General features: G+C 64.1%; 23 protein-coding genes. 9 read left to right on the top strand and 14 right to left on the bottom strand.

Annotation, left to right across the window (positions count from 1 at the left end; translation table 11 throughout):
- Positions 1-17: 17 nt before the first annotated feature.
- The 3 genes from smc to O1Y97_RS21220 form a co-directional block, all read right to left on the bottom strand.
- Positions 18-3,476, bottom strand: coding sequence for a chromosome segregation protein SMC (smc, locus tag O1Y97_RS21210; protein ID WP_267322169.1), 3,459 nt, complete (start codon positions 3,474-3,476; stop codon positions 18-20).
- Between the two features lie 60 nt (positions 3,477-3,536).
- Positions 3,537-4,280 (bottom strand): DsbA family protein, encoded by a 744-nt coding sequence (locus O1Y97_RS21215; RefSeq protein ID WP_108608930.1) that lies wholly within the window; start codon positions 4,278-4,280, stop codon positions 3,537-3,539.
- A 143-nt stretch (positions 4,281-4,423) separates the two neighbouring features.
- Positions 4,424-4,921 carry a DUF721 domain-containing protein gene (locus tag O1Y97_RS21220; RefSeq protein ID WP_183263623.1) on the bottom strand — a complete coding sequence of 166 codons (498 nt, stop codon included), beginning with the start codon at positions 4,919-4,921 and terminating at the stop codon, positions 4,424-4,426.
- A 57-nt stretch (positions 4,922-4,978) separates the two neighbouring features.
- Between O1Y97_RS21220 and mutY the strand changes: the two genes are divergently transcribed.
- Together mutY and O1Y97_RS21230 are read left to right on the top strand one after the other, a co-directional pair.
- Positions 4,979-6,091, top strand: a complete 1,113-nt coding sequence (gene mutY / locus O1Y97_RS21225) for an A/G-specific adenine glycosylase (RefSeq protein WP_318762268.1) — start codon at positions 4,979-4,981, stop codon at positions 6,089-6,091.
- A 7-nt stretch (positions 6,092-6,098) separates the two neighbouring features.
- On the top strand, positions 6,099-6,710 hold the full coding sequence (locus O1Y97_RS21230) for an HAD family hydrolase (RefSeq protein WP_183263625.1): 612 nt from the start codon (positions 6,099-6,101) through the stop codon (positions 6,708-6,710).
- 155 nt (positions 6,711-6,865) lie between these two features.
- Here the strand turns inward: O1Y97_RS21230 and O1Y97_RS21235 are convergent, their stop codons facing one another.
- On the bottom strand, positions 6,866-7,999 hold the full coding sequence (locus tag O1Y97_RS21235) for a site-specific DNA-methyltransferase (protein ID WP_183263626.1): 1,134 nt from the start codon (positions 7,997-7,999) through the stop codon (positions 6,866-6,868).
- Between the two features lie 172 nt (positions 8,000-8,171).
- Between O1Y97_RS21235 and O1Y97_RS21240 the strand changes: the two genes are divergently transcribed.
- Positions 8,172-8,861 (top strand): HAD family hydrolase, encoded by a 690-nt coding sequence (locus tag O1Y97_RS21240; protein ID WP_318762270.1) that lies wholly within the window; start codon positions 8,172-8,174, stop codon positions 8,859-8,861.
- Between the two features lie 50 nt (positions 8,862-8,911).
- On the opposite strand, the gene O1Y97_RS21245 is transcribed toward O1Y97_RS21240, so the two are convergent.
- Positions 8,912-9,505, bottom strand: coding sequence for a hypothetical protein (locus tag O1Y97_RS21245; protein WP_183263628.1), 594 nt, complete (start codon positions 9,503-9,505; stop codon positions 8,912-8,914).
- A 128-nt stretch (positions 9,506-9,633) separates the two neighbouring features.
- Between O1Y97_RS21245 and thrC the strand changes: the two genes are divergently transcribed.
- Genes thrC through O1Y97_RS21265 form a run of 4 tightly spaced genes read left to right on the top strand, consistent with a single transcriptional unit; the run spans position 9,634 to position 15,841 of the window.
- A complete protein-coding gene (gene thrC, locus O1Y97_RS21250) occupies positions 9,634-11,031 on the top strand; it encodes a threonine synthase (RefSeq protein WP_318762271.1) in 1,398 nt (465 codons plus the stop codon).
- A 14-nt stretch (positions 11,032-11,045) separates the two neighbouring features.
- On the top strand, positions 11,046-12,338 hold the full coding sequence (locus tag O1Y97_RS21255; protein ID WP_108608937.1) for a M16 family metallopeptidase: 1,293 nt from the start codon (positions 11,046-11,048) through the stop codon (positions 12,336-12,338).
- A 15-nt stretch (positions 12,339-12,353) separates the two neighbouring features.
- Positions 12,354-12,950, top strand: a complete 597-nt coding sequence (locus O1Y97_RS21260) for a GNAT family N-acetyltransferase (protein WP_318762272.1) — start codon at positions 12,354-12,356, stop codon at positions 12,948-12,950.
- Positions 12,951-13,000: 50 nt separating this feature from the next.
- Positions 13,001-15,841: an EAL domain-containing protein gene (locus O1Y97_RS21265; RefSeq protein WP_108610006.1), complete on the top strand. Its 2,841-nt coding sequence runs from the start codon at positions 13,001-13,003 to the stop codon at positions 15,839-15,841.
- On the opposite strand, the gene O1Y97_RS21270 is transcribed toward O1Y97_RS21265, so the two are convergent.
- A complete protein-coding gene (locus tag O1Y97_RS21270) occupies positions 15,832-16,440 on the bottom strand; it encodes a YqgE/AlgH family protein (RefSeq protein WP_183263763.1) in 609 nt (202 codons plus the stop codon). The genes O1Y97_RS21265 and O1Y97_RS21270 overlap by 10 nt on opposite strands.
- Before the next feature lie 147 nt (positions 16,441-16,587).
- Between O1Y97_RS21270 and O1Y97_RS21275 the strand changes: the two genes are divergently transcribed.
- A complete protein-coding gene (locus O1Y97_RS21275; protein WP_318762273.1) occupies positions 16,588-17,394 on the top strand; it encodes a protein-disulfide reductase DsbD domain-containing protein in 807 nt (268 codons plus the stop codon).
- Positions 17,395-17,491: 97 nt separating this feature from the next.
- Positions 17,492-17,977, top strand: a complete 486-nt coding sequence (locus tag O1Y97_RS21280) for a peroxiredoxin (RefSeq protein WP_108608941.1) — start codon at positions 17,492-17,494, stop codon at positions 17,975-17,977.
- A 62-nt stretch (positions 17,978-18,039) separates the two neighbouring features.
- On the opposite strand, the gene rnhA is transcribed toward O1Y97_RS21280, so the two are convergent.
- The 8 genes from rnhA to O1Y97_RS21320 all read right to left on the bottom strand — a co-directional run bounded on the left by rnhA (position 18,040) and on the right by O1Y97_RS21320 (position 23,857).
- The gene (gene rnhA, locus O1Y97_RS21285; RefSeq protein ID WP_108608942.1) at positions 18,040-18,489 is read right to left on the bottom strand and encodes a ribonuclease HI; all 450 of its coding nucleotides are present in this window, start codon (positions 18,487-18,489) and stop codon (positions 18,040-18,042) included.
- Complete coding sequence (locus O1Y97_RS21290; protein WP_318762274.1) at positions 18,486-19,448, bottom strand: homoserine kinase; 963 nt, start codon at positions 19,446-19,448, stop codon at positions 18,486-18,488. The genes rnhA and O1Y97_RS21290 overlap by 4 nt, the downstream gene beginning before the upstream one ends.
- The gene (ispH, locus tag O1Y97_RS21295) at positions 19,448-20,458 is read right to left on the bottom strand and encodes a 4-hydroxy-3-methylbut-2-enyl diphosphate reductase (protein WP_318762275.1); all 1,011 of its coding nucleotides are present in this window, start codon (positions 20,456-20,458) and stop codon (positions 19,448-19,450) included. Before ispH ends, O1Y97_RS21290 begins: the two co-directional genes overlap by 1 nt.
- A gap of 171 nt (positions 20,459-20,629) precedes the next feature.
- Complete coding sequence (locus tag O1Y97_RS21300; protein WP_404801291.1) at positions 20,630-21,331, bottom strand: SURF1 family protein; 702 nt, start codon at positions 21,329-21,331, stop codon at positions 20,630-20,632.
- A gap of 50 nt (positions 21,332-21,381) precedes the next feature.
- Complete coding sequence (locus O1Y97_RS21305; RefSeq protein ID WP_183263634.1) at positions 21,382-21,768, bottom strand: DUF983 domain-containing protein; 387 nt, start codon at positions 21,766-21,768, stop codon at positions 21,382-21,384.
- The gene (locus tag O1Y97_RS21310) at positions 21,765-22,256 is read right to left on the bottom strand and encodes a L,D-transpeptidase family protein (protein WP_318762277.1); all 492 of its coding nucleotides are present in this window, start codon (positions 22,254-22,256) and stop codon (positions 21,765-21,767) included. Before O1Y97_RS21310 ends, O1Y97_RS21305 begins: the two co-directional genes overlap by 4 nt.
- A gap of 82 nt (positions 22,257-22,338) precedes the next feature.
- Positions 22,339-23,223, bottom strand: coding sequence for a cytochrome c oxidase subunit 3 (locus O1Y97_RS21315; RefSeq protein ID WP_108608947.1), 885 nt, complete (start codon positions 23,221-23,223; stop codon positions 22,339-22,341).
- Position 23,224: 1 nt separating this feature from the next.
- Entirely contained in the window at positions 23,225-23,857 is a 633-nt protein-coding gene (locus O1Y97_RS21320; RefSeq protein ID WP_318762279.1) for a cytochrome c oxidase assembly protein, read from the bottom strand.
- Positions 23,858-23,863 lie beyond the last annotated feature (6 nt).

A 23,863-nucleotide genomic window follows, 5' to 3' on the forward strand; every position in this document is an offset into this window, starting at 1 on the left:
CGCGAACCGGTTGCGGGTCAGCTCGCCTCGCGCAGGGCCTCGGCGGCCTGGAGGTCGACTGAGACAAGCTGACTGACGCCCTGCTCGGCCATGGTCACGCCGAACAGGCGATTCATCCGCGCCATGGTGATCGGGTTGTGCGTGATGACGACAAATCGCGTTTCGGTCGATGCCGCCATCTCGTCCATCAGGTTGCAGAAACGCTCGACATTGTGGTCGTCGAGCGGCGCATCGACCTCGTCGAGCACGCAGATCGGCGCCGGATTGGTCAGGAACACCGCGAAGATCAGGGCCATCGCCGTCAGCGCCTGCTCGCCGCCGGACAACAGCGTCATCGTCTGCGGCTTCTTGCCGGGCGGGCGGGCAAGGATTTCGAGACCGGCTTCGAGTGGGTCCTCGGATTCGATGAGCTGAAGCTCCGCCGTGCCGCCGCCGAACAGGTGGGTGAACAAGCGCTTGAAATGGCCGTTGACGAGATCGAAAGCGGCCAGCAGGCGCTCGCGCCCTTCCCGGTTCAGCCCTTGGATACCCTGGCGCAGCTTGCGGATGGCCTCGATGATATCCTCACGCTCGGAGACGATCGCCTCGAGCCGCTCGGACAGTTCCTTCTGCTCTTCCTCGGCCCGCAGGTTGACCGCACCGAGCCGCTCGCGCTCGATCTTGAGGCGCTCCAGCGTGCGCTCGACCTCAACCGGGTCCGGCATCGGGCTGTCGGCTTCGAGACCGGTATGCCGAAGGACCAGATGGGGCGGTGTCGCAAGCACTTCCTGGATGCGTGCCTCGACCTCGCGGCGACGTTCGTCGGCGGCGGTCAGGCGCTCCTCGGCCCGCGCACGGGCCTCCCGGGCTTCGGCCAGCCCCTGGATCGCGGCGGTCGCCGCCTTGTCGAGAACGGCCTGCCTGGCCTCGGCCTCCTGCAGGCGATCGGAGACTTCCTTGCGCGAGACCTCGGCGCGGCCGAGCTCCGACATCAGCGCCCTGCGGCGGACGTCGAGTTCGTCCGGCGCTTCGGCCAGCGTTTCGCGCTCGGCTGCAGCTTCCTCGCGCCGCTCGGCGAGCGCCTCGATCTGCTCGCCAGCACTTTCGGCACGCAGCACCCAGCTCTGGCGCTCGGCGGCGATCGCCGCAAGCCGGCGCGCCCTGGCCTCGGCCTCGCGGCTGAGCCCGTCATGCACGGCGCGCGCATCGGCCACCGCCGAGCGATCGCGCGCGACGGCGCCCGAAAGCTGTTCGAGGCGCATCTGCAGGTCGGCGAGATCAGGTGCCGAGCCAAGCAGTTCCTCGGCCTCGACATAGGTCGCTTGCGCCTCTTCATGCGCATCGGCGACACGCGCCCGGGCCTCGTCGAGCGCGGCACGGCGGCTGGTCAATTCGCCCGCAGCCTTTTCGGCCTGGGCCAGCGCATCGCGGGCCGCCCCCACCTCGTGCTGCGCTTCGCGCCAAGCCTGCCGGGCCTGACGCTCTGCCTCGGTGCTTTCGCGTAGCGCATTTTCGGCACGTGCCAGCGCTTCTTCGGCCTTGCGCACCAAAAGTGTCGCCTCGACCGCCTCGGCGTCGAGTTCGGCAAGCCGGTTCTTCTGCGCAAGCCGTTGTGCTGCCGCGGTCGGGGCATCGGCGCTGGCGGTCAATCCGTCCCAGCGCCACAGCGCGCCTTCGCGGCTCACAAGGCGCTGGCCGGGCATCAGAAGCCGCTGCAGCTTTGCGCCCTCGGCGGCATCGACCACGCCGACCTGTGCGAGGCGTCGCGCCAGCTGGCGCGGTGCGCGGACAACCTCGGCAAGGCTGCGCGCGCCATCGGGCAGCTTCGGATCGCCCGGCGCCGGTTCGGCATCGCCCCAATGGACGGGCGCAGCACGGTCGAGCGCTGCTTCGAGATCGTCGCCAAGGGCAGCGCCGAGAGCCGTCTCGAACCCGCGTTCGACGCCGATCTGTTCCAGCACAGCCGGGAAAAGGTCGCCCGAGGCAGCATTGATGATCTTGGCCAGCGTGCGCGCTTCGGTCTCGATACGCGCCAGTTCGGCCTTGGCTTCTTGCAGCGGCGCGCGCGACGAAGCTTCCGCCTGCCGTGCCTCGGTGACCGCACGTTCGGCCTCGGTGGCAGCAAATTCTGCCTCTTCGAGCGCTTCCTGCGCTGCTTCGGCAAGCATCTGCTTTTCCGCCGGATCGGCGAGTGCAGAGATGCGGGCGGCAATCTCGCTTGCCTCGCGGTCGAGCTCGGCCAACTGGCGGGCGAAACGGTCGCGGCGTTCGGCGGCATCGCGCATCGCGCGCTCGGCCTGGGTGCGTCCGGCGGCGGCGTCGGCGCGTTCGGCGGTCACCCGGCCCAGTTCCGCCTCGGTCAGCGCCAACGTCGCCATCGCCTCTTCGAAGGCAGCGCGTGTCGCCGTCTCGCGGTCGGTCGCGCCGGCGTTCTCGTCGTTGAGCGACTTTTCCTCGGCGTCGAGGCGCGACAGGATCGCGGCGTTGTCGCCGATCATGCGCTGCTCGCGGGCAATGTCGGCGTCGAGCTGCTGCAGACGGCGGTCGAGTTCGCTCTGGCGCGAATTGATGCGCCCGGCCTCTTCCTCGAGCTGCGAACGGGCAATGGAGAGCCGTTGGAAGGTCGCGGCCGCCGCCGCAGCGGCATCGCGCATCTCAGGCAATTTGTGCGCGCCGACCGCCTGGTCCCTCGCCGCCGCCATCTGGGCAGCCGCCCGGTCGCCGACCAGTGCCGTCGCCGTCGCCAATGCCGACTGCGCTTCGCCTTCCTGCGTCTTGGCCAGCGTCCAGCGCAGATGCAGCAACGTGGCTTCCGCCTTGCGGATGTCAGCGGACAGGTTCTTGAAGCGCGAAGCCTGGCGCGCCTGGCGCTTCAGGCTCTCGATCTGGCTCTCGAGTTCGCCGACGACGTCGTCGAGGCGTTCGAGGTTCTGCTCGGCGGCGCGCAGGCGCAGTTCCGCCTCGTGCCGGCGCGTGTGCAAGCCGGAAATGCCGGCCGCTTCTTCCAGCAATGCGCGGCGCGCCTGCGGCTTTGCCTGGATCAGTTCGCCGATGCGCCCCTGCCCCACCATCGACGGCGAACGGGCACCGGTCGACTGGTCGGCGAACAGAAGCTGCACGTCCTTGGCACGCGCTTCCTTGCCGTTGATGCGATAGACGGAACCTGCCTCGCGCTCGATACGGCGCGACACCTGCAACTCGTCGGCGTCATTGAAGGAAGGCGGTGCGGTACGATCGCTGTTGTCGAGGAACAGCGTCACTTCTGCGGTGTTGCGTGCCGGCCTGGTGCCGGAGCCAGAGAAGATGACGTCGTCCATGCCGGAAGCGCGCATATTCTTGTACGAGCTTTCGCCCATCACCCAGCGCAACGCTTCGACCAGATTGGATTTGCCGCAGCCATTCGGCCCGACGATACCGGTGAGGCCGCGTTCGATGACGAACTCGCCCGGCTCGACGAAGGACTTGAAACCGAGAAGGCGGAGGCGCGAAAACTTCATTCGCGCCAATCCGCACGCAAGGGTGCGCCGAAGCTGCGTGGCTTCGGCGCTACGAACCTGTCAGAGCATGCCGTCGATAACCGCCGACATTTCCTCAATGGACATCGCCCCTTTGTAGACATTCCCGTTGATGAAGAAGGTCGGCGTGGAGTCGACCTTGAAATCCTTCTCGCCACGGGCGCGCACCGCCCTGATATCGTCCAGAAGCTTCTGGTCAGTCAAGCAGGCCTCGAACGACTCCTGTGAAAAGCCGGCGAGCTTGGAAATCTGCAGCAGCGCGTCCTTCGGGGTCTGCGATGCCGCCCAGTTCGACTGCTGCTTGAACAGCACGTCGACCATCGGGAAGTAGTTATCCTTCGAGCAGCGTGCAAGCATGAAGCCTGCCTCGGCCAGCGGGTCGAAGGGGAACTCGCGGTAGATCAGGCGCACCTTGCCCGTGTCGATGTACTTGGTCTTGATCGTCGGCAGCGTGTCTTCGTGGAACCGCGCGCAATGCGGGCAGGTCATGGAGGCGTATTCAACGATGGTGACCGGGGCATCCGCTTTGCCCAGAACCATGTCGGGCAAGCTGCCGGCCTCGAGCAGCTTGGCCATGTCGACGGTGCCCTGCGCTTCGGGCGCCTTCACCGCCTGGACCGGGGTGGCCGGAGCAGCCGGGGTGGCCGCCGGCGCTGCCGGTTCGGCAGGCTTGGGCGTTGCCGCGTTGGCCTGCTCGCCGGAATCGCTGCAAGCTGAAAGCAGCGCCGCTGCCGAAACGGCTGCGAGCCCGGTAAGTGCGGTCCTGCGAGAAATCGAACGAAGCATACGAATCACCTGACGATGGTTGGATTTTGCAATGTGCGGTTACGTGAAAGCGAGAGTTGGCGCGAATTAAGGCATGGCTGTCCCCAAACCAATCGCGATTTGCCGCACTTCCGATCACGAATGCGCGAGAAAGTCGGCCAATTCTACTTGCGACTGCCCAATATGTTGGTGCCGAGCTTCTCGAGCGCTGCCTTCAGGCCCTCGTCCTCGATGAAGCGTACCGCGCCCGCCACCTTGCCCTGTTCAGCGTCGGTGAGCTTGCGCAGGCGCGGCCGCGGCCTGGTTGCCGCCCCCGACACCGGTTTCTGGACGATGCGGATGCGGCCGATGGCGTTGAAGCCGAGATAGGAATTGACCCGGCCGATAATCTCGCCGGTCTCGTGCTGGAGATGGAGCGCTGCCGGCCCCGAGCAGGCAACGATCAGCACTGCCGGCTCGAACGGGTCGTCCTCGTGCATGCGCCGCGGCCACTGGATCTTTTCGGGCCGGGTGTTGTGGGCAAGGCGCGGGCCAACGATCTCTTCCCATGACTGGACGAGCCCGACCGAGATGCCGGTGCGCTTGCGCAGGACGGGATCGAGGATGGCGCTTGCCAGATCGCTGACCGGAACGGGATTGCCCGTCCACCTTTTCCCTGCCATGTCGTTCTCCAGAATACCCCTGTCGACACGCAACGCCGAAGGCAGTCCAGACCATCAATGGCATTCCGCACCGATAGCCGCAAGCACACCACCGAAGTGGACGGCAGGATCGCTGACCTGCTGCTCGAATGGTACGACGTCCACCATCGCGAGTTACCGTGGCGCACGCCGCCCGCCGAACTGAAGCGAGGCATCCGCCCGGACGCTTACCGCGTCTGGCTGTCGGAGATCATGCTGCAGCAGACCACCGTCGAGGCGGTGAAGCCCTATTTCCGCGCCTTCCTGGAGAAGTGGCCCACCGTTCAATCGCTCGCGAGCGCCGAGGCCGAGGACGTGATGAAGGTATGGGCCGGGCTCGGCTACTACTCTCGCGCCAGGAACCTCAAGGCCTGCGCGGAAACGGTGGCGTGCCTGCCGGGCGGGCTGTTTCCGGACAGCGAAGACGGCCTGCGCGACTTGCCCGGCATCGGCCCCTATACGGCAGCAGCGATCGCTTCTATCGCTTTCAACCAGCCGGCGGCCGTCGTCGACGGCAATGTCGAGCGCGTCGTCACGCGGCTGTTTTCCATCGCAACGCCCCTGCCCCAGGCAAAGGTCGAAATCCGCGCGCATGTCGAGCGCATGCTTGCCGCGGCCAGACCCGGCGATTTCGCCCAGGCGATGATGGATCTCGGCGCCACGATCTGCACGCCGCGGCGCCCGCGCTGCATGCTGTGCCCGCTACGCGGCGATTGCAGCGCGGTCGTCTCAGGCGATCCCGAATTCTATCCCGTCAAGCCGGCCAAGGCGGAACGACCGCAACGGCGCGGCGCAGCGTTCGTGGCGGTCAGGGGCGATGGCGCGGTGCTGTTGCGCAAGCGGCCCGGCAAGGGCCTGCTCGGAGGCATGACGGAAGTGCCAACGACCGACTGGACCTCCCGCGTCGATGGCGCGACCGGACCCGACAGCGCGCCCTTTGCCGCGAATTGGGCGCGCGCGGGTACGATCACCCACGTTTTCACCCATTTCGCGCTCGATCTGGACGTGTTTCGCGCCGACGTCACGATAGACAAGGCGCCCGACGGCCACTTCTGGTCGCTCCCCGCTGACCTCGCCGGCGAAGCCTTGCCAAGCGTCATGAAAAAAGTCATCGAAGCTGCCATACCGGGCGCAACGAAACGAGGACGTTAGCGAAATCATGAGCGAAATCCGCCACATCGTCTACGACATCGGCAAGGTGCTGATCCATTACGACCCGGATATCCCGTTCAGCCGCATCATTCCCGATCCGGTCGAACGGCGCTGGTTTTTCGACACCGTCTGCACCAGCGAATGGAACATCGAGCAGGATCGCGGCCGCACCTGGCAGGAAGCCGAGGCGCTGCTGGTCGCCGAATTCCCCGAGCACGAAAGCAAAATCCGCGCCTTCCGCCAGCATTGGCACGAAATGGTGCCGCATGCCTATGACGACTCCGTCGCCCTGATGGAGGGGCTGGTCGATGCCGGCCATGACGTCACCATGCTGACCAACTGGGCGTCCGACACGTTCCGCGAAGCGCGCGGACGCTTCCCGTTCCTCGAACGGCCGCGCGGCGTCACCGTTTCCGGCGATGTCGGACTGATCAAGCCTGACCGCCGCATCTACGACCTCCACGTCGCCTCCTTCGGTCTCGACCCGAAGGCTGCGCTGTTCATCGACGACAGCCAGAAGAACGTGAACGCCGCCATCGAGGCCGGCTGGCAGGCGGTGCTGTTCACAAATGCGAAAACGCTCGAGGCGGACCTCGAGCGTCTCGGGATCGGACGGTGACTGGAAACCGGCCGATCAACGAATCCGGACTGGCTAGATTGGCTGCCGGAATTCGATCTCTATCGCAGGCTCGAAACGGGCTCTGAAGGTCCAGAACGGGTTATCGATGAAGCCTGTGCCGTCGCGCCGGACAGTCCGGCGGGACGGCTGATCCTTCAGGCGCCTGCCTTTTCCATGCCGACGCGGACGATGCGGCGCAGTTCGTCGATCTGGGTCAGGCCGCCGGCACGCTCGTAGTGCCAGAAGGTCCAGCCGTTGCAGGCGTCGAGCCCCTGGACCGAGGCGCCAACGCGGTGGATCGAACCGGCGGTGTCGCCGATCGCCAGCGTGCCGTCGGCGCGGACCTTTGCAGCCCAGCGCTTCTTCGCATCATACAGTGTCGCCCCTGGTGCCAGCAGGCCCATGTCGAGCAGGCTGCCGAAGGCGACCCGCGGTTCGGCGCGCTTGCCGGTCAATACCGTGAGTGCCGGGCCATCGAGCGGACGCACCGACGCGATGCGCTCATTGGCGGCGTCGATGTAGGCCTGTTCGCGTTCGATGCCGACAAAATGGCGGCCGAGACGCTTGGCAACGGCACCCGTCGTGCCCGAGCCGAAGAACGGGTCGAGGACCACGTCACCCGGCTTGGTCGAGGCCATCATGATGCGGGCCAGCAGCGCTTCCGGCTTCTGCGTCGGATGCAGCTTGTTGCCGTCCTCGTCCTTCAGGCGCTCGCCGCCGGTGCAGATCGGGAACAGCCAGTCCGAGCGCATCTGGACGTCGTCGTTCGACGCCTTCAGCGCATCGTAGTTGAAGGTGTAGTTCTTGCCCTTCTGGTCGCGCGAGGCCCAGATCATCGTCTCATGGGCGTTCTGGAAACGGCGGCCGCGGAAATTCGGCATCGGGTTGGTCTTGCGCCAGACGACATCGTTGAGGATCCAGAAGCCGAGATCCTGCATCGTCGCGCCGACGCGGAAGATGTTGTGGTAGGAGCCGATGACCCAGATGGTGCCGTTCGGCTTCAGCACGCGGCGCGCGGCAAGCAGCCAGGCGCGGGTGAAGGCGTCATAGGCAGCGAAGCTTTCGAACTGGTCCCAGTGATCGTCGACCGCGTCGACCTTCGACTGGTCGGGGCGATGCAGGTCGCCGTCGAGCTGCAGGTTGTAGGGCGGGTCGGCAAAGATGATGTCGACGGAGTTGGCCGGCAGCTTGTCGAGCGCCGCCACGCAATCGCCCTTGATGATGGTATCGAGCCATTCCGACTGCTTGGGAGTGCGGGAAAGCTGGTCGAGAGGACGCACTGCTGACATTCTGATACCCGGGATGACGCGTTACTGTTTACTCACCGTTATGGTTACCGATCAGCGTAAACAATTGGTGAAGCGGCCGTCGCAATTTGCGGATCGGGGCAGAATGGTGTAATCGCCGCGCCTTGAGCTTTTCGGCCTGCGCCCCGGCGCCGCCCCAGTTTCCCGGACCGTCATGACCCAGCCAGAACTAGTGATATTCGATTGCGACGGCGTGCTCGTCGATTCCGAAATCATCGCCGCCCGTATCGAGGCCGAACTGCTGACCGCAGCTGGCTTCGAAATCAGCGCCGAGGAGATCGCCGAGGCCTATGCCGGGCTGACCTTCAAGGACATCATGCTGAAGATCGAGGAGAAGGCGGCCATCCCCTTCCAGGCCTCGCTCATCACCCAGGCCGAGGAACTGGTCGACCGCAAGCTGAAGACAGATGTGCGCGCCATCGACGGCGTGCACGAGGCGGTCGCTGCGGTGACCGCACCGCGCTGCATCTGCTCCAACTCGACCACCGAGCGCATCGAAATGATGCTCGAGCGCACGCGCATCCTGCCGCTGTTCAAGGGCCGCATCTTCTCGGCGCTGGAAACGCCGAGCAAGAAGCCCAAACCTTCGCCGGACGTCTTCCTGCACGCCGCAAGCACTTATGGCGCCGATCCGGCCAAGACCTTCGTGATCGAGGATTCGGTGCACGGCATTTCAGGCGCAGTTTCGGCCGGCATGCGCGTCATCGGCTTCACCGGCGGGGCGCACAGCTATCCCGGCCATGCCGACATGCTGACCGAAGCAGGCGCCGAGACGGTGATTCGGCGCTGGGCCGACCTCGGCGGCGTGCTCGCCGCACTCAGCATGTGGTCCGAACACGCCTGAACGCAAATGCGCCGGCGAGACGCCGGCGCTTGAATGCAGGAAGAACCTGCCTACTGGGCCTTCTTCTTGGCCGGGCCCTCATCGAAACCCGCATAGATCTGGATGTCGCGCGCGGTCGGAACCGGGATCACGACATTGGCGTCGGTGAAGACGAACTGCGTCGCTGTCGACGGGTCGGAAACCTGCACCGCGTTCTTGTGCAGCTGCGAATAGAGCACGTCCTCGCCGCGGATCACCGCGATGCGGATCGGCATGTTGACCGTGCCGGCACCGCCGGCTGGACCGACCACGACCTTGCCGGCAACGCCGACCTTGATCATCATCTGGCCGTCGGCGCGCGTGCAACTGCGGGTGACGTCGGTGATCGCCGACTGGTGGACCAGCTTGGCCGGATCGTCCTGGCCGCCCTTGGCATAGCTGTTGAAGAAGGCCGTGCCGTCGCGCAGCGTGACATTCGGGCAGTAGGCAAGCAACTCGCTGGCCAGGATCTTGCCCTCTTCGGCCGCAATCACCTTGGGGTCTTTCGGCGCGGGAGGGCTAAAAAAGCCGCCGCTGCCGCCTGATTGGCAGCCCGTGACGGCGAGCATAAAGCCTGCGGTCGCCAAAGCCGTCAGAAAACGGCCGTCGATCAAACGAAACACCATGAACTGCACTTCCCTCTCGCAAAGCAGTCGTTCTATATCAACCGCGCGGCAAAAATGCGACTGATGGAGCGCAGTTTTCCCCGCCCCGCCGATCACCGGCAGGTCGCTGCGCGTTGGAACGGATAGATATGCACTATGTGAGTACCCGTGGGGAAGCGCCCACGCTCGGATTTTCCGATGCAGTTCTGGCCGGCCTGGCCCGCGACGGCGGCCTCTATCTCCCGGCGCAATGGCCAACCTTCAGCGCCGCCGAAATCCGCGCCATGCGCGGTCTTGGCTACGCCGACCTGGCGATCCGGATCCTAACGCCATTTCTTGGCGGCGAGATCAAGCAGGACGTCTTCCAGCGCCTGGTGCGCGAGGCCTATGCCACCTTCCGGCATGACGCCGTGTGCCCGCTGGTCCAGACCGGCGCCAACAGCTTCGTGCTCGAGCTGTTCCACGGCCCGACGCTCGCCTTCAAGGACGTCGCCATGCAGTTGCTGGCGCGGCTGATGGACCATGTGCTTGCCGAACGCGGCCAGCGCGCGACCATCGTCGGCGCAACATCGGGCGATACCGGCGGTGCTGCAATCGACGCCTTTGCCGGCCGCGAGCGTACCGACATCTTCATCCTGTTCCCGCACGGCCGCGTCTCGCCGGTGCAGCAGCGCCAGATGACAACGTCTGATGCAGCCAATGTGCATGCCCTGTCGATCGAAGGAAATTTCGACGACTGCCAGGGCCTGGTGAAGGACATGTTCAACGACCACGGCTTCCGCGACCGGGTGCAGCTGTCGGGCGTGAACTCGATCAACTGGGCGCGGATCATGGCCCAGATCGTCTACTATTTCTCATCCGCCATCTCGCTCGGCGCACCCGACCGGCCGGTGTCCTTCACCGTGCCGACCGGCAATTTCGGCGACATCTTCGCCGGTTACGCAGCCAAGCGCATGGGCCTGCCGATCGACGAGCTGGTCATCGCCACCAATGACAACGACATCCTGGCACGCACGCTGAAGAGCGGCGAATACCGCCAGACCGGCGTGGTTGCCACGACCTCGCCGTCGATGGACATCCAGGTATCGTCGAACTTCGAACGGCTGCTGTTCGAAGCCTCCGACCGCGACCCGGCCGTGGTCCGGCGCTATATGGCCAGCCTCAAGCAGTCAGGCGCCTTCACCATCGAGGCAAAGGCCCTGGCCGGCATCCGCAGCGAATTCGGCGCCGGTCGCGCCAGCATGGATGAGACGGCTGCGACCATCCGCTCGACGCTCGAAGGCAGCGGCTACCTGCTCGATCCGCACACCGCGACCGCTGTCCACGTCGCCGCAGGACTTCCCCGGAGCGACGTGCCGATGGTGGTGCTTGCCACCGCTCACCCGGCAAAATTCCCGGCTGCGGTGAATGCTGCCTGCGGCATCGAGCCCGCCCTGCCAAAATGGCTGTCGGGGCTGATGGAACGTAAGGAAAAGTTCACGGTACTTCCATCAGAGATAAAAATGGTGGAAGATTACATTAGCCGCCGCACACGAGCGGCGGGTTAGGGAGTACGCTTAATATGGGTGTTGAGGTAAGCCGTCTGTCGAACGGCCTGACAGTGGCCACTGAAACACTTCCAAGCGTAGAGACCGTAGCTCTCGGCACATGGGTCAAGTCGGGCGCGCGCAACGAGCGCGACGACGAGCACGGCATGGCTCACCTGCTCGAACACATGGCGTTCAAGGGCACCAAGAACCGTACCGCCTTTCAGATCGCATCGCAGATCGAAAATGTCGGCGGCGAAATCAACGCCGCCACATCGGTCGAGACGACGTCCTTCTACGCCCGCGTCCTGGCCGACGACGTGCCGCTGGCGGTCGACATCCTGTCCGACATCCTCCAGGATTCCGAATTCGATCCCAACGAACTCGAGCGCGAGCAGCACGTCATCCTGCAGGAAATCGGCGCTGCGCACGACACGCCCGACGACATCGTCTTCGACCGCTTCACCGAAACCGCGTTCCGCCACCAGACGATCGGCCGTTCGATCCTCGGCACGCCCGAGACGGTACAGTCCTTCACCTCGGCTCAGCTTCACGATTTCATGAATCGCCAGTACGGCGCCGAGCGCATGGTCGTGGTGGCTGCCGGCGACGTCAAGCATGACGATTTCGTCCGCCATGTCGAAAAGCGGCTCGGCAACTTCCGCTCCAAGGCCGAAAGCGCCATTCCGCAATATGCGCAATATGTCGGCGGCGACTTCCGCGAAGACCGCGACCTGATGGACGCGCAGATCGTGCTCGGTTTCGAGGGCCGCGCCTATCACGTCCGCGACTTCTACGCCTCGCAGGTCCTGTCGATGATCCTCGGCGGCGGCATGTCGTCGCGTCTGTTCCAGGAAGTGCGCGAAAAGCGCGGTCTTTGCTACTCGGTCTATGCCTTCCACTGGGGCTTTTCCGACACTGGCATCTTCGGCGTCCACGCCGCGACGGGGCAGAGCGACATCGCCGAACTGCTGCCCGTCATCATCGGCGAATTGCAGAAGGCCGGCGACAGCATCCTTCTGGAAGAACTCGATCGCGCCCGCGCCCAGTATCGCGCCGGCCTGATCATGTCGGCCGAGAGCTGCTCGAGCCGCGCTTCGCAGATTGCCCGCCAGCTCCTGCTGTTCGGCCGCCCGATCGCCAAGGAAGAGCTGATGGAGCGGCTGTCGGCCCTAACGGTCGAGCGCCTGACCGATTTGTCGGCACGCCTGTTCTCTACCCGACCGACGATCACGGCAGTTGGCCCGGTCGGCACCCTGGCGCCTTACGAATCGATCCTCGACGCGCTGCCGGGCGCGCAGTCGACCGCGCGCAAGCTCGCCGTCTGACCTGACTACACACGCATGTTTTCGTTCTCGCTCTTTCGCCGCGACACCCCGGCACTGAAGGGCGAACGCGTCAGCCTGCGGCTGCCGAACTGGCGCGACTACCACGAATGGGTGGCACTCCGGGCTGAAAGCCGTTCGTTCCTGGAACCCTGGGAGCCGCGCTGGGCCCCCGACGAGCTGGATCGCTCGGCCTGGCGCATCCGCCTCTCGCGCTACAAGGACGAGTTCATCCAGGGTACGGCGGTCGCCTTCTTCATCTACGAGAATTCGAGCGGCAAGCTTATCGGCGGCATCACGCTCGGCAACATTCGCTACGGCGTCGCCCAGACCGGACATATCGGCTACTGGATCGGCGAACGTTACGCCGGCCAGGGCTTCATGGTCGATGCCGTCAGGCTGGTGGTTCGCCATGCTTTCGATACGCTTCGGTTGCACCGGATCGAGGCTGCCTGTATCCCCGACAATGCGCGCTCTGTCCGCGTGCTTGAAAAAGCCGGATTCCGGCGCGAAGGACTTTTGCGATCCTACCTCAGGATCAACGGCGAATGGCACGACCACTATCTTTACGCACTGATCGCGGACGACCCGCAAGCTGTCACCATGAAGGCCTGAACTTGTCGAAGCATTTCCTGCTGGCGCCCCTGTTTGCGCTCATCGTTTCCATGATCGCCAGTGTCTGCGCGGTGTCGCCGGCACTCGCCGTGGAACCGATCAAGATCTCCCGTGACGACGTCGCGCTCAACCTCTCGGGCGCCGTCGAAATCTACCGGAATCAGGGCGAGAACTTCCAGGTTTCGACAGCGCCGGGCCTCGACGGCATCGTTCGCCGCATCGAGGTCGAGGCCAACGACAAGCGCTCGTCCGGCGACTGGGCGGTGTTCGCGCTCGCCAATACCACCGACCAGGTGATTGACCGCCTGATCGTTGCGCCGCATTTCCGGCTGGTCGGCTCAGGCCTGTTCTGGCCCGACCTCGGCTCAAGCCGCATCGCCGCCATCACGCCGAGCGAGGGTTTCGCCCTCGATCGCCAGGCCAGCCCCGACGCCGACGTGTTCCTGGTAACCCTCAACCCGAACTCGGTGGTGACCTTCATCGCCGAACTGGCCTCCCCCAAGCTGCCGCAGGTCTATCTGTGGGAGCCGGAAGCCTACAAGGACACGGTCAATTCCTACACGCTGTTCCGCGGCATCGTCATCGGCATCGCCGGCCTTTTGGCGCTCTTCCTGACCATCCTGTTCGTGGTCAAGGGAACCTCGATGTTCCCAGCGACAGCAGCCCTGGCATGGGCGGTGCTCGCCTATATCTGCGTCGACTTCGGCTTCCTCAACAAGGTTATCGAGGTATCGCCCGGCAACGAGCAGATATGGCGGGCCGGGACTGAGGTGGCGCTGGCAGGAACGTTCGTCGTCTTCCTGTTTGCCTATCTCAACCTCAACCGATGGCACGGCCATTTCAGCTATGGCGCCTTCGTCTGGATCATCGGCCTGCTGCTGATCGCCGGCGTCGCCATCATCGATCCCGCCGTTGCAGCCGGCATTGCGCGCATTTCCTTCGCCGCGACCGCCCTCACCGGCCTTGGGCTTATCGTCTATCTCAGCATCCGCGGCTACGACCGCGCCATCATGCTGGTGCCCAGTTGGGCGATGGTGCTGATCTGGCTGAGCGGTTCGTGGATGGCGATCACCGGCGTGCTCGACAACGACATCGTCCAGCCTGCCCTCGGCGGCGGGCTGATCCTCATCATCCTGCTCATCGGCTTCACCGTCATGCAGCATGCCTTCGCAGGCGGCGGGGCCCATCAGGGCCTGTTCAGCGACATGGAGCGGCAGGCACTGGCGATTTCCGGCTCCGGCGACATCGTCTGGGACTGGGATGTACTGCGCGACCGCGTCGTCACCCGTCCCGACGTTTCGATTCAGCTGGGCCTTGCGCCCAATAGCCTTGGCGGAGCCGCACGCAACTGGCTGCCCGTGCTGCATTCCGACGACCGCGACACGTTCCGCACGACGCTCGACGTCGTCCTTGAGCATCGCCGTGGCCGGGTGTCGCAGAGTTTCCGCCTGCGCGGAGCCGACGGCCATTATCACTGGTTCTCGCTCAGGGCGCGCCCGGTGATCGGCTCCGACGGCGAGGTGATCCGCTGCGTCGGCACCATGGTCGACGTTACCGAGCAGAAGAAGTCGGAAGAACGCCTCTTGCACGACGCCGTGCACGACAATCTGACCGGCCTGCCCAATCGCGAACTGTACATGAATCGGCTGGAGGCGATCATCTCGATTGCCCGCACGGAGGAGAAAGTGCGGCCGTCGGTGTTCGTCATCGACATCGACCGCTTCAAGCTGGTCAACGACGGACTCGGCATTTCCGCCGGCGACACCATCCTATTGACCATCGCGCGGCGCCTGCACCGCCTGCTCAAGCCGAAAGACTCGCTGTCGCGCTTTGCCGGCGACCAGTTCGCCCTGATGCTTCTGTCGGAGCAGGATCCCACCCGCATCGCGGCAGTGGCCGACGCCATCAAGCAGGCGATCAAGGCACCGATCACCTTCGCCAAGCGCGAGATCGTGCTCACCGCATCCGTCGGCCTGATCACCTGGACCACGGCCCAGGCCTCGGCCGAAGACATGGTCAAGGACGCCGAGCTTGCCATGCACCAGGCCAAGCGTTTCGGCGGCGACCGCATCGAACCGTTCCGCCCGGCCTTCCGCACCGTGGGCACGGACCGCCTGCAGCTTGAGTCGGATCTCCGCCGCGCCATCGAGCGCAAGGAGTTCACGCTTGCCTACCAGCCGATCGTACGGCTTGAGGATGGCACTGTCGCGGGCTTCGAAGCGTTACTCAGATGGGACCACCCGCGCCGCGGCATGATCCCGCCGGGCGACTTCATTCCCGTTGCCGAAAGCTGCGGCCTGATCGTCCAGCTTGGCCTGTTTGCCATGCAACGCGCCGCCGACGACCTGGCCGAATGGCAAAAGCAGATCAACGACGCCCCACTATCCGTTTCGGTCAACCTGTCGAGCCGTCAGCTGATCCGCCGAGACCTCGTCAGCGACGTCCGTTCGGTCATCGCCCGGGCCAATCTCAAGCCGCGTTGCTTCCGCCTAGAGCTCACCGAGTCGCTGGTCATGGACAATCCCGAGCAGACCAACCATGTGCTGACCAAGCTGAAGCAGCTTGGCATCGGCCTGTCGCTCGACGATTTCGGCACCGGCTATTCGTCGCTGTCCTACCTGACCCGCTTCCCCTTCGACACCATCAAGATCGACAAGAGCTTCGTCGACGACACCTCGCCCAAGCGCGCGGTGCTGATCAAGTCGATGGTCAACATGGCTCACGAACTGGGGCTGTCGGTGGTCGCCGAAGGCATCTCGGACGAGAGCGACGCGCTCGAACTGCGCCAGATGGGCTGCGAATATGTGCAGAGCTTCATGTTCGGCGCGCCGATCCCCGGCGACCAGGCTCTCAAGATGCTGAAGGAACAGTACCCGCTCGCTCAGGCGTGACCGGCGGCTGTGCTCAATCGCGCAAGGTCGATGCCCAGCGTAGCGAGGATGCGGTCGTATTTGCGGTCGATGTCGGCGTCGAACAACAATTCCGACGTCGCCGGGCAGGTCAGCCAGCCGTTCTCGGCGATCTCGCTTTCGAGCTGGCCGGCACCCCAGCCTGAATAGCCCAGCGCCATCAGGGCATGGCGCGGCCCACGACCGGCCGAAATCGCGCGCAGGATGTCGACGGTTGCAGTCAGGCAAATCTCGTCCGAGACCGGCAGCGAAGATTCGACCTTGTAGTCGTCGGTGTGCAGCACGAAGCCGCGGCTGCGGTCGACCGGCCCGCCATTGCGGACGATGAAGTCCTTGGCCTTCATCGGCAGCCGAATCGCTTCCTGCTCGTCGAGGATGCCGAGTTGCACCAGCAGATCGGGAAAGAGCAGCGGCTGGACCTGGTTGATGATCAGGCCCATGGCACCCTCGTCGCTATGGGCGCAAATGTAGATGACGGCGCGCGAAAACCTGTCGTCCTTCATCCCCGGCATGGCGATGAGGAACTGGTCGTCGAGAAAACCGCGCTGCGAGGCGCCCTTTTTCTGGCGTAAGAGGTCCATAGCCGAAGGTAACGCGTTTCCGGCCGTCTTGAAAGATAGCTCAAGGGGACTGCGGGTCACCTTTGGCCCATGGCGTCACGCAAAAATGATGGCGACGTGACGTGAAGGCATGTTGCGCTCTCAGCCGGAGACTATCAAATCACCGCCATGAAATTCACGCCCCCAATCGCCCTCTGCCTCGGCACCGCCATTTTGGCCGCTGGATCCGCGCACGCGTCATCGTCTGCCTGGTTCGAAACCGACGGCGGCCGCTTCCGCCTCGTGACCACCGGCCAGCCCGATGCCTCTGGCAAGCTCCAGGGTGTGCTCGACATCGAGCTCAAGCCCGGCTGGAAAACCTATTGGCGCGATCCCGGCAATTCCGGCGTGCCGCCGCAGATCGACCTTTCGGCCAGCCGCAATGTCTCGGCGGCCGAAATCTCGTATCCCGCCCCCCAGCGCCACGACGACGGCTACGCCAAATGGGCAGGCTACGACTTCCCCGTCCGTCTGCCCGTCAGCTTCACGGTCCCAACCCCGGGCGAGCCTGCGGCAATCGCGGCCGACGTGTTCCTCGGCATCTGCGAAACCATCTGCGTGCCGGTGCAGGCGCGACTGGAAGTCGACCCTGCCGCCGATCCCGGCAATGGGAATGATGCTGCGCTGGTAGCGGCAGCGCTCGGCGCCCTTCCCTCAGCCGCCCAGCCGGACTTCGGCGCCACGCTGGCGCCAGCAGAGGGCGAGACGATCTCGATTACGGCAGCCGCACCCGGAGATCCCGAAGGTATCGATATTTTCGTCGCCGGCGTGGATGGCTATCAGTTCGGTACGCCTCAGCGCCACGAGGCGGCCGGCAAGATCAGCTTCTTGCTCAAAGTGCTCGAACGGCCCACGGCAAAGCCTGCCGGCAAGGGCATTCCCTACACCCTGATCAGTTCGGCCGGCGCAGTCGAAGGCTTTCTGCCCTACCCCTGATCCCTCCGCCAAACCGCCAGCCATTGGATTACCGATGCATCTGCGCTAGTGGATCGGTGCGGCCACCCGATTTCAATCCACTGCCACGAGGACCAAAATGACCATTTCGATTGGCGACAAGCTGCCCAGCGCCACCTTCAAGACCATGACCGCCGACGGCGCCAAGAACCTTACCACTGAAGAAATCTTCGCGGGCAAGAAGGTCGTGCTGTTTGCAGTACCGGGCGCCTTCACGCCTACCTGCAGCAACAACCACCTGCCCGGCTATGTCGAGAACCATGACGCCATCGTCGCGCGCGGCGTCGACACCATCGCGGTGGTCTCGGTCAACGACGTGCACGTCATGGGCGCCTGGGCGCGATTCAGCGGCGGTGAAGGCAAGGTCCTGTTCCTCGCCGACGGCAGCGGCGATTTCGCCCGCGCGACCGGCCTCGACCTCGACCTGTCGGCCGCCGGCATGGGCCTGCGCTCGAAGCGATTCTCGATGGTTGTCGAGGACGGCAAGGTCGCCCAGCTCAACGTCGAAGGCACGGCCGGTCAGGCGATCGATTCCGGCGCGGCCCGCATTCTCGAACAGCTCTGAAATGAAAATGGCGCGCTGCCTTCAGGCGGCGCGCCCCACTCAGGCCTGGCAGCAGCCCAGGCCTATGCCTTGCGGCCGTTCTTGAACGGCGCCATGCCCTCGCGCGCCAGTTCGTCGGCGCGTTCGTTCTCGGGATGGCCGGCATGGCCCTTGACCCAGTGCCAGGTCACCTTGTGCCGCCTGTTGGCCTCGTCCAGCGCCTGCCACAGCTCGCCGTTCTTCACCGGCTTCTTGTCGGCGGTCTTCCAGCCGTTCTTCTTCCAGCCGTGGATCCACTTCGAGATCCCGTCCATGACGTATTTGCTGTCCGTGTGCAGGTCGATCTCGCACGGCTCCTTGAGAGAGTTCAAGGCGGAGATGGCAGCCAGCAGCTCCATGCGGTTGTTGGTGGTCTCGGCCTCGCCGCCCGACAGCTCCTTGACCTTGGCCTTGTAGCGCATGATCGCGCCCCAACCGCCCGGACCCGGATTGCCCGAGCAGGCGCCATCGGTGAAAATTTCAACTTGCTTCATTTCAGTCCGTATTCCTGCGCGGACTTGATCGTCCTGTGGAAACGCATGCGGCGTATGTATTCCGAAGGTTCGCGCTTCATGACCAGCCCGCCATCCGGCACCGTCAGCCAGTCGTACAGCCTCGTCAGCATGAAGCGCAGGGCCGAGCCACGCGCCAGGATGGGCAGTGCCGCCTTCTCGGCTTCGCTCAACGGCCGGACGCTCTGGTAACCGTCGAGAAGTGCCGTGCCCTTGGTCAGGTTGAAGGAAAAGTCCTTCTCGAAGCACCAGGCATTGAGGCAGGTGGCGAGGTCGTAGGCGTAGAGGTCGTTGCAGGCAAAATAGAAATCGATCAGGCCCGACAGCCTGTCGCCAAGGAAGAAGACGTTGTCGGGGAACAAATCGGCGTGGATGACGCCGGAGGGCAGATCTTTCGGCCAGTTCTTCTCGAGCTCGGCAAAGTCCGCATCGACCTCCCTGGCAAGGCCGGGCTCAACCTCGTCGGCGCGCGGGTGTGCTGCGTCCCAGAGCTTGCGCCAGCCGTCGATGGCGAGCGCGTTCGGCCGCGTCATGGCAAAGTCCTGGCCGGCGATGTGCAGTTCGGCCAACGCCCTGCCGACCTCGCGGCAATGCACGACCTGGGGTCGGCGCAGCCACATGCCTTCGAGGAAAGTGATAATGACGGCCGGCCGGCCGGCGAGCGTGCCGATGACGTTGCCGTCCTTGCCGTCAACGGGCAGTGGGCAGGACAGGCCCTTGTGGGCGAGATGCTGCATCAGGCCGAGGAAAAACGGCAGGTCGGACTTCTCGACCCTCTTTTCATAGAGCGTCAGGATGTACGAACCTGTCGTCGTATGCAGCAGGAAGTTGGTGTTTTCGGTACCCTCGGCGATGCCCTTGTAGGACAGCAGTTCGCCAACCGGATAGTTGCGCAGGAACGCCTCGAGCTCACCCTCGCCGACATCGGTATAGACAGCCATCAGGCGTTTCCGTTGACGAAGGCCATGTCGGCCGGCGTCAGCTCGACGTCGCGCAATACCCGCATTACAGGAAAGTCCTCCGTCTCGGTCGCCGTGATGGCGAGCTCCACGTTCACCTCGAAGCGTTCGCGGAACGCATTGATGATTTCGTCGACGATGATCTCCGGCGCCGAAGCGCCCGCCGAGAGGCCCAGCGTAGCGATGCCGCCGATGTCGTTCCACGGGATCTCCGACGCGCGCTGAACCAGCAGCGACATCCTGGCCCCTGCCCGCTCGGCAACTTCGACGAGGCGGCGCGAATTGGACGAGTTCGGCGCACCGACGACGAGATAGAGGTCGGCGCCGGGAGCCGTTTCCTTCACCGCTTCCTGGCGGTTTGTGGTGGCATAGCAGATCGATTCGGCGGCAGGCGCCTGCATCTCCGGGAACTTCTCCTGCAGTGCCTTGAGGATACCTGCGGTGTCTTCCACCGAGAGCGTCGTCTGGGTGACAAAGCCGAGTGCCGCTGGATCAGCTGGCGTGAAGTTCCGGACGTCTGCCTCGGTCTCGATCAGTGTCACGGCGTCTTCGTGCAGTTGCCCCATGGTACCGATCACCTCCGGGTGCCCGGCATGACCGATCAGCAGCACGTGACGTCCCTTGCGCTGGTGGCGCATGGCCTGCTTGTGCACCTTGGAGACCAGCGGGCAGGTCGCATCGAGATAGAACAGGTTGCGCGCCACGGCGTCCGCCGGCACCGACTTCGGCACGCCATGGGCTGAGAACACGACAGGCGCATCGTGGTGGTCGTCGGGGATTTCGCTCAGTTCTTCGATGAAGACGGCACCCAGGTTCTGCAACCCTTCGACGACGTAGCGATTGTGCACGATCTCGTGGCGCACATAGACAGGCGCCCCGTATTTCTTGAGCGCCAGCACGACGATCTGGATGGCGCGGTCGACGCCTGCGCAAAAGCCGCGCGGCTGGCAAAGCCTGATGGTCAGGGGCGGTTTTGCGGAAGTCTGGGGCATGTGATCCGGTTCTTTGTTCAGTGCCGAAATGATGTCTGCGCCCCTATGCTGTCAAGGGCGACTACAGCGCCGCGCGCCGCCTTGGACGCGCAAGGGACGCTGTAGCGTTATGAAGTTGTGCATGATCCTTTCCGAAAATCGATTTCGATTTTCGGGGTCATGCACTGGTGGTCATTTGCCTTCCGGCCGCCGCAGCAACCAGAAGCCCATGACGCCCAGCAGTGCCGCCGCCAGCCCGTACCAGGTGACCGCATATTGCAGATGATTGTTCGGCATCTCGACCATGGTAACGCCGCCCACCGGCAAGCCACCCGGGTTGGCCGTCTTGTCGGCATCGACGAAGAAGGGCAGCACCACCGCGTCCGCTGGCAGCCCCGCCGTTTTCGCCATGACACCGAGGTCCTTCCAGTAGAAGACGTTCTTCTTGAGGTCGTTGTCGGGTACCAGCGAACCCGGCTTGCCCTCGAGCGGATTGCGCGCAAGGCCGGCAATGCTGACGGGGCCAGTAACCTGGCCCACCGGACGCTTGGCCGCATCCTTGAAGTCGTACGGAACGAAGCCACGGTTCACCAGGACGTAGCCTCCATCGTCCAGCTTGAGCGGGGCATAGACATGAAAGCCCGACTGGCCTTGCCAGGTAGCGAGGAAATGCCGCTCGCCGGAATGCTCGAACGTTCCCGAAAGCGTCACCGGCCAGTAATCGACATCGCCTGTAGCGCGGTACTTAACTTCCATCTCCGCCAGTGGCAGCGGCGGCGATTGCGTCCGTTCGGTTATCTGGGCGAGCAGTTCCTCTTTCCAGTACAGCCGCTGCACCTGCCAGCTGCCAAGCGCGATCAGCAACGCGAACGACATGGTGCCAAGTACCAGCATCAACACATACCCGGAGCGGCGCGCCGGGGCAGGCAAGGTATTCTGTTCGGTCATTGGTCTTTGTCCAAGCGCCCTTCGGCGGCCTTGTTGCTGTACTGCAAGGTGATCAGCACACCCTTGATCAAGCGGAGCGAGCCGAGGCTGAGTATGAGGGTCAGCGGTATCCAGAGCAGCAGGTGGAGCCATAGCGGCGGCGCCAGCGAAACCTCCATCCACAACGCCAGGCCGACAACGACGAAGCCAATGATCAGAATGACGAAGACTGCGGGCCCGTCGCCCGCATCGGCAAAGGAATAGTCGAGGCGACACACGCCGCATTGCTTGCCGACCGTCAGGAAGCTGGAAAACAGCTTGCCTTCGCCGCAGCGCGGACAGCGCCCCTTGAGCCCGGCAGCTATCGGCTCGACCGGCGGCCAGATCGCCTTGTCTTCGCTCATGGATTTATCTCGATGGGAGTGCCGTTTTCGACCATCTGCCAAATCTCCGCCATGTCCTCGTCGGTAACGGCGATACAGCCATTCGTCCAGTCGAACATCTGCATCAGCCAGGACCACCAGCCGAAACCCTTGGACTGGCCGTGGATCATAATCATTCCGCCGGGATCGACACCTGCCCTCATTGCCGCAGCCTTGTCGTTGGCGTTGGGATAGGAGATGTGGATCGACTTGGTGAAGGCGCTTTCGGGATTGCGCCAGTCAAGAACGTAGCGCCCTTCAGGCGTGCGTTCGTCGCCCTCCTGGCGCTTGTGGCCAACCGGATTGGCACCGAGCGCCACCGCATAGCTGCGCACGATCTTCTCGCCGGACATCAGTTCCATCAAGCGGTCCGACTTGTCGACCCGGACCAGATCTACGGCATCGGCGCGGGCCATGGCCACCGAGGCGATCAAGACGATCCAAGGAAAAGCGAAGCGGCTGATCAACATGCCGGATGCTTGGCGCAAGAAAGCGCCCAAAAAGAGAAGGCGGCCGCGTTGCCGCGACCGCCTTGTTCGAAAAATCAGGATATCAGTGAGCGATGGTGCCGCCTACCGAACCCCAGATGTAGATCGAGGCGAACAGGAACAGCCACACCACGTCGACGAAGTGCCAGTACCAGGCAGCAGCCTCGAAGCCGAAATGCTGCTTCGGCGTGAAGGCACCGCCCATCGCACGGAACAGGCACACCAGCAGGAAGATCGTGCCGATGATGACGTGGAAGCCGTGGAAGCCCGTCGCCATGAAGAAGGTCGCGCCGTAGATCGAGTCCTTGAACGCGAACGGAGCGTGAATGTACTCGTAGGCCTGGACGAACGAGAACAGGATGCCGAGCGCAACCGTGATGGCAAGGCCGTTGACCAGGCCCTTGCGGTCACCGTGCAGCAGGGCGTGGTGTGCCCAGGTCACAGCCGTACCCGACAGGAGCAGGATGATGGTGTTGTAGAGCGGCAGGTGGAACGGATCGAGGATCTCGATCCCCTTGGGCGGCCACACGCCACCGGTAAACTCTGCGCGCATGACCTGCTGAGTGGCCTCGCCCGGAAACAGGCTGGCGTCGAAGAAGGCCCAGAACCAGGCGACGAAGAACATCACCTCGGAGGCGATGAACATGATCATGCCGTAGCGCAGGTGCAGCGACACGACGCGCGTGTGATGGCCTTCGTTGCCTTCCTTGATCGTGTCCGACCACCAGCCGTACATCGTGTAGAGCACGACCAGCAGGCCGATCGCGAAGATCCAGTAATTGGCGTTCGCGACGTTGAAGCCGAAGATCGGGAACTCGGCGCCCTTCATGTGCTGCATCCAGGCGACACCGCCGAACGCCATGATGAGCGCGCCCAGCGAGCCGAGGAACGGCCACGGACTTGGATCAATGATGTGGTAATCGTGATGTTTGGCGTGCGCGTCTGCCATATCAGCCCCCGGCTTTTCCGTCGGAATTAATAATTTTCGTTTCGCCGTCGACCTTGGGCGCGGCAGCTACGGGCTTTTCCCCCTCAATCGGGAAAAAGGTATAGGACAAGGTGATCGTCTTGATGTCCTTGAGTTCAGGCACATTGACGATTTCCGGATCGACAAAGAAGACGACCGGCATGTCGAGCGTCTCGCCCGGCTTCAGCGTGGTATCGGTGAAGCAGAAGCACTCGACCTTGTTGAAGTATGCGCCGGCGAGATCGGGCGTGACATTGAACGTCGCGCGGCCCTGGGTCGGCACATCGAAGGTGTTCTTTGCCTCATAGTGGATCTGCGTCGTCTCGCCGATCTTGATCTGGACGTCGCGCGCCACCGGCTTGAAATCCCAAGGCAACCCGCCTGAAGTGTTGGCGTCGAAACGGACGGTGATCGTCCGGTCCAGGATCTTGTCGGAATACTGCTCGACGCGCTGCGTCGTGCCGCCGTAACCGGTGATCTGGCAGAACATCGCGTAGAGCGGCACCGCCGCATAGGCCATGCCGACCATGCCGCCGACAAAAGCGATGCACATGCCCGCAACCATCCGGTTGGAGCGCTGCCTCTTCGGGTCTACGGGCTGCGTTTCGGTGGGCATGCTTTC

The organism is Aminobacter niigataensis (assembly GCF_946995915.1).
In the GTDB taxonomy this organism is placed as follows: Bacteria; Pseudomonadota; Alphaproteobacteria; order Rhizobiales; family Rhizobiaceae; genus Aminobacter; species Aminobacter niigataensis.

Excerpts from the sequence above, each read along its gene's own strand:
- smc (WP_267322169.1), bottom strand. The coding sequence starts at position 3,476 with ATGAAGTTTTCGCGCCTCCGCCTTCTCGGTTTCAAGTCCTTCGTCGAG.
- O1Y97_RS21215 (WP_108608930.1), bottom strand. The coding sequence starts at position 4,280 with ATGCTTCGTTCGATTTCTCGCAGGACCGCACTTACCGGGCTCGCAGCC.
- O1Y97_RS21220 (WP_183263623.1), bottom strand. The coding sequence starts at position 4,921 with ATGGCAGGGAAAAGGTGGACGGGCAATCCCGTTCCGGTCAGCGATCTG.
- mutY (WP_318762268.1), top strand. The coding sequence starts at position 4,979 with ATGGCATTCCGCACCGATAGCCGCAAGCACACCACCGAAGTGGACGGC.
- O1Y97_RS21230 (WP_183263625.1), top strand. The coding sequence starts at position 6,099 with ATGAGCGAAATCCGCCACATCGTCTACGACATCGGCAAGGTGCTGATC.
- O1Y97_RS21235 (WP_183263626.1), bottom strand. The coding sequence starts at position 7,999 with ATGTCAGCAGTGCGTCCTCTCGACCAGCTTTCCCGCACTCCCAAGCAG.
- O1Y97_RS21240 (WP_318762270.1), top strand. The coding sequence starts at position 8,172 with ATGACCCAGCCAGAACTAGTGATATTCGATTGCGACGGCGTGCTCGTC.
- O1Y97_RS21245 (WP_183263628.1), bottom strand. The coding sequence starts at position 9,505 with ATGGTGTTTCGTTTGATCGACGGCCGTTTTCTGACGGCTTTGGCGACC.
- thrC (WP_318762271.1), top strand. The coding sequence starts at position 9,634 with ATGCACTATGTGAGTACCCGTGGGGAAGCGCCCACGCTCGGATTTTCC.
- O1Y97_RS21255 (WP_108608937.1), top strand. The coding sequence starts at position 11,046 with ATGGGTGTTGAGGTAAGCCGTCTGTCGAACGGCCTGACAGTGGCCACT.
- O1Y97_RS21260 (WP_318762272.1), top strand. The coding sequence starts at position 12,354 with ATGTTTTCGTTCTCGCTCTTTCGCCGCGACACCCCGGCACTGAAGGGC.
- O1Y97_RS21265 (WP_108610006.1), top strand. The coding sequence starts at position 13,001 with ATGATCGCCAGTGTCTGCGCGGTGTCGCCGGCACTCGCCGTGGAACCG.
- O1Y97_RS21270 (WP_183263763.1), bottom strand. The coding sequence starts at position 16,440 with ATGGACCTCTTACGCCAGAAAAAGGGCGCCTCGCAGCGCGGTTTTCTC.
- O1Y97_RS21275 (WP_318762273.1), top strand. The coding sequence starts at position 16,588 with ATGAAATTCACGCCCCCAATCGCCCTCTGCCTCGGCACCGCCATTTTG.
- O1Y97_RS21280 (WP_108608941.1), top strand. The coding sequence starts at position 17,492 with ATGACCATTTCGATTGGCGACAAGCTGCCCAGCGCCACCTTCAAGACC.
- rnhA (WP_108608942.1), bottom strand. The coding sequence starts at position 18,489 with ATGAAGCAAGTTGAAATTTTCACCGATGGCGCCTGCTCGGGCAATCCG.
- O1Y97_RS21290 (WP_318762274.1), bottom strand. The coding sequence starts at position 19,448 with ATGGCTGTCTATACCGATGTCGGCGAGGGTGAGCTCGAGGCGTTCCTG.
- ispH (WP_318762275.1), bottom strand. The coding sequence starts at position 20,458 with ATGCCCCAGACTTCCGCAAAACCGCCCCTGACCATCAGGCTTTGCCAG.
- O1Y97_RS21300 (WP_404801291.1), bottom strand. The coding sequence starts at position 21,331 with ATGCTGGTACTTGGCACCATGTCGTTCGCGTTGCTGATCGCGCTTGGC.
- O1Y97_RS21305 (WP_183263634.1), bottom strand. The coding sequence starts at position 21,768 with ATGAGCGAAGACAAGGCGATCTGGCCGCCGGTCGAGCCGATAGCTGCC.
- O1Y97_RS21310 (WP_318762277.1), bottom strand. The coding sequence starts at position 22,256 with ATGTTGATCAGCCGCTTCGCTTTTCCTTGGATCGTCTTGATCGCCTCG.
- O1Y97_RS21315 (WP_108608947.1), bottom strand. The coding sequence starts at position 23,223 with ATGGCAGACGCGCACGCCAAACATCACGATTACCACATCATTGATCCA.
- O1Y97_RS21320 (WP_318762279.1), bottom strand. The coding sequence starts at position 23,857 with ATGCCCACCGAAACGCAGCCCGTAGACCCGAAGAGGCAGCGCTCCAAC.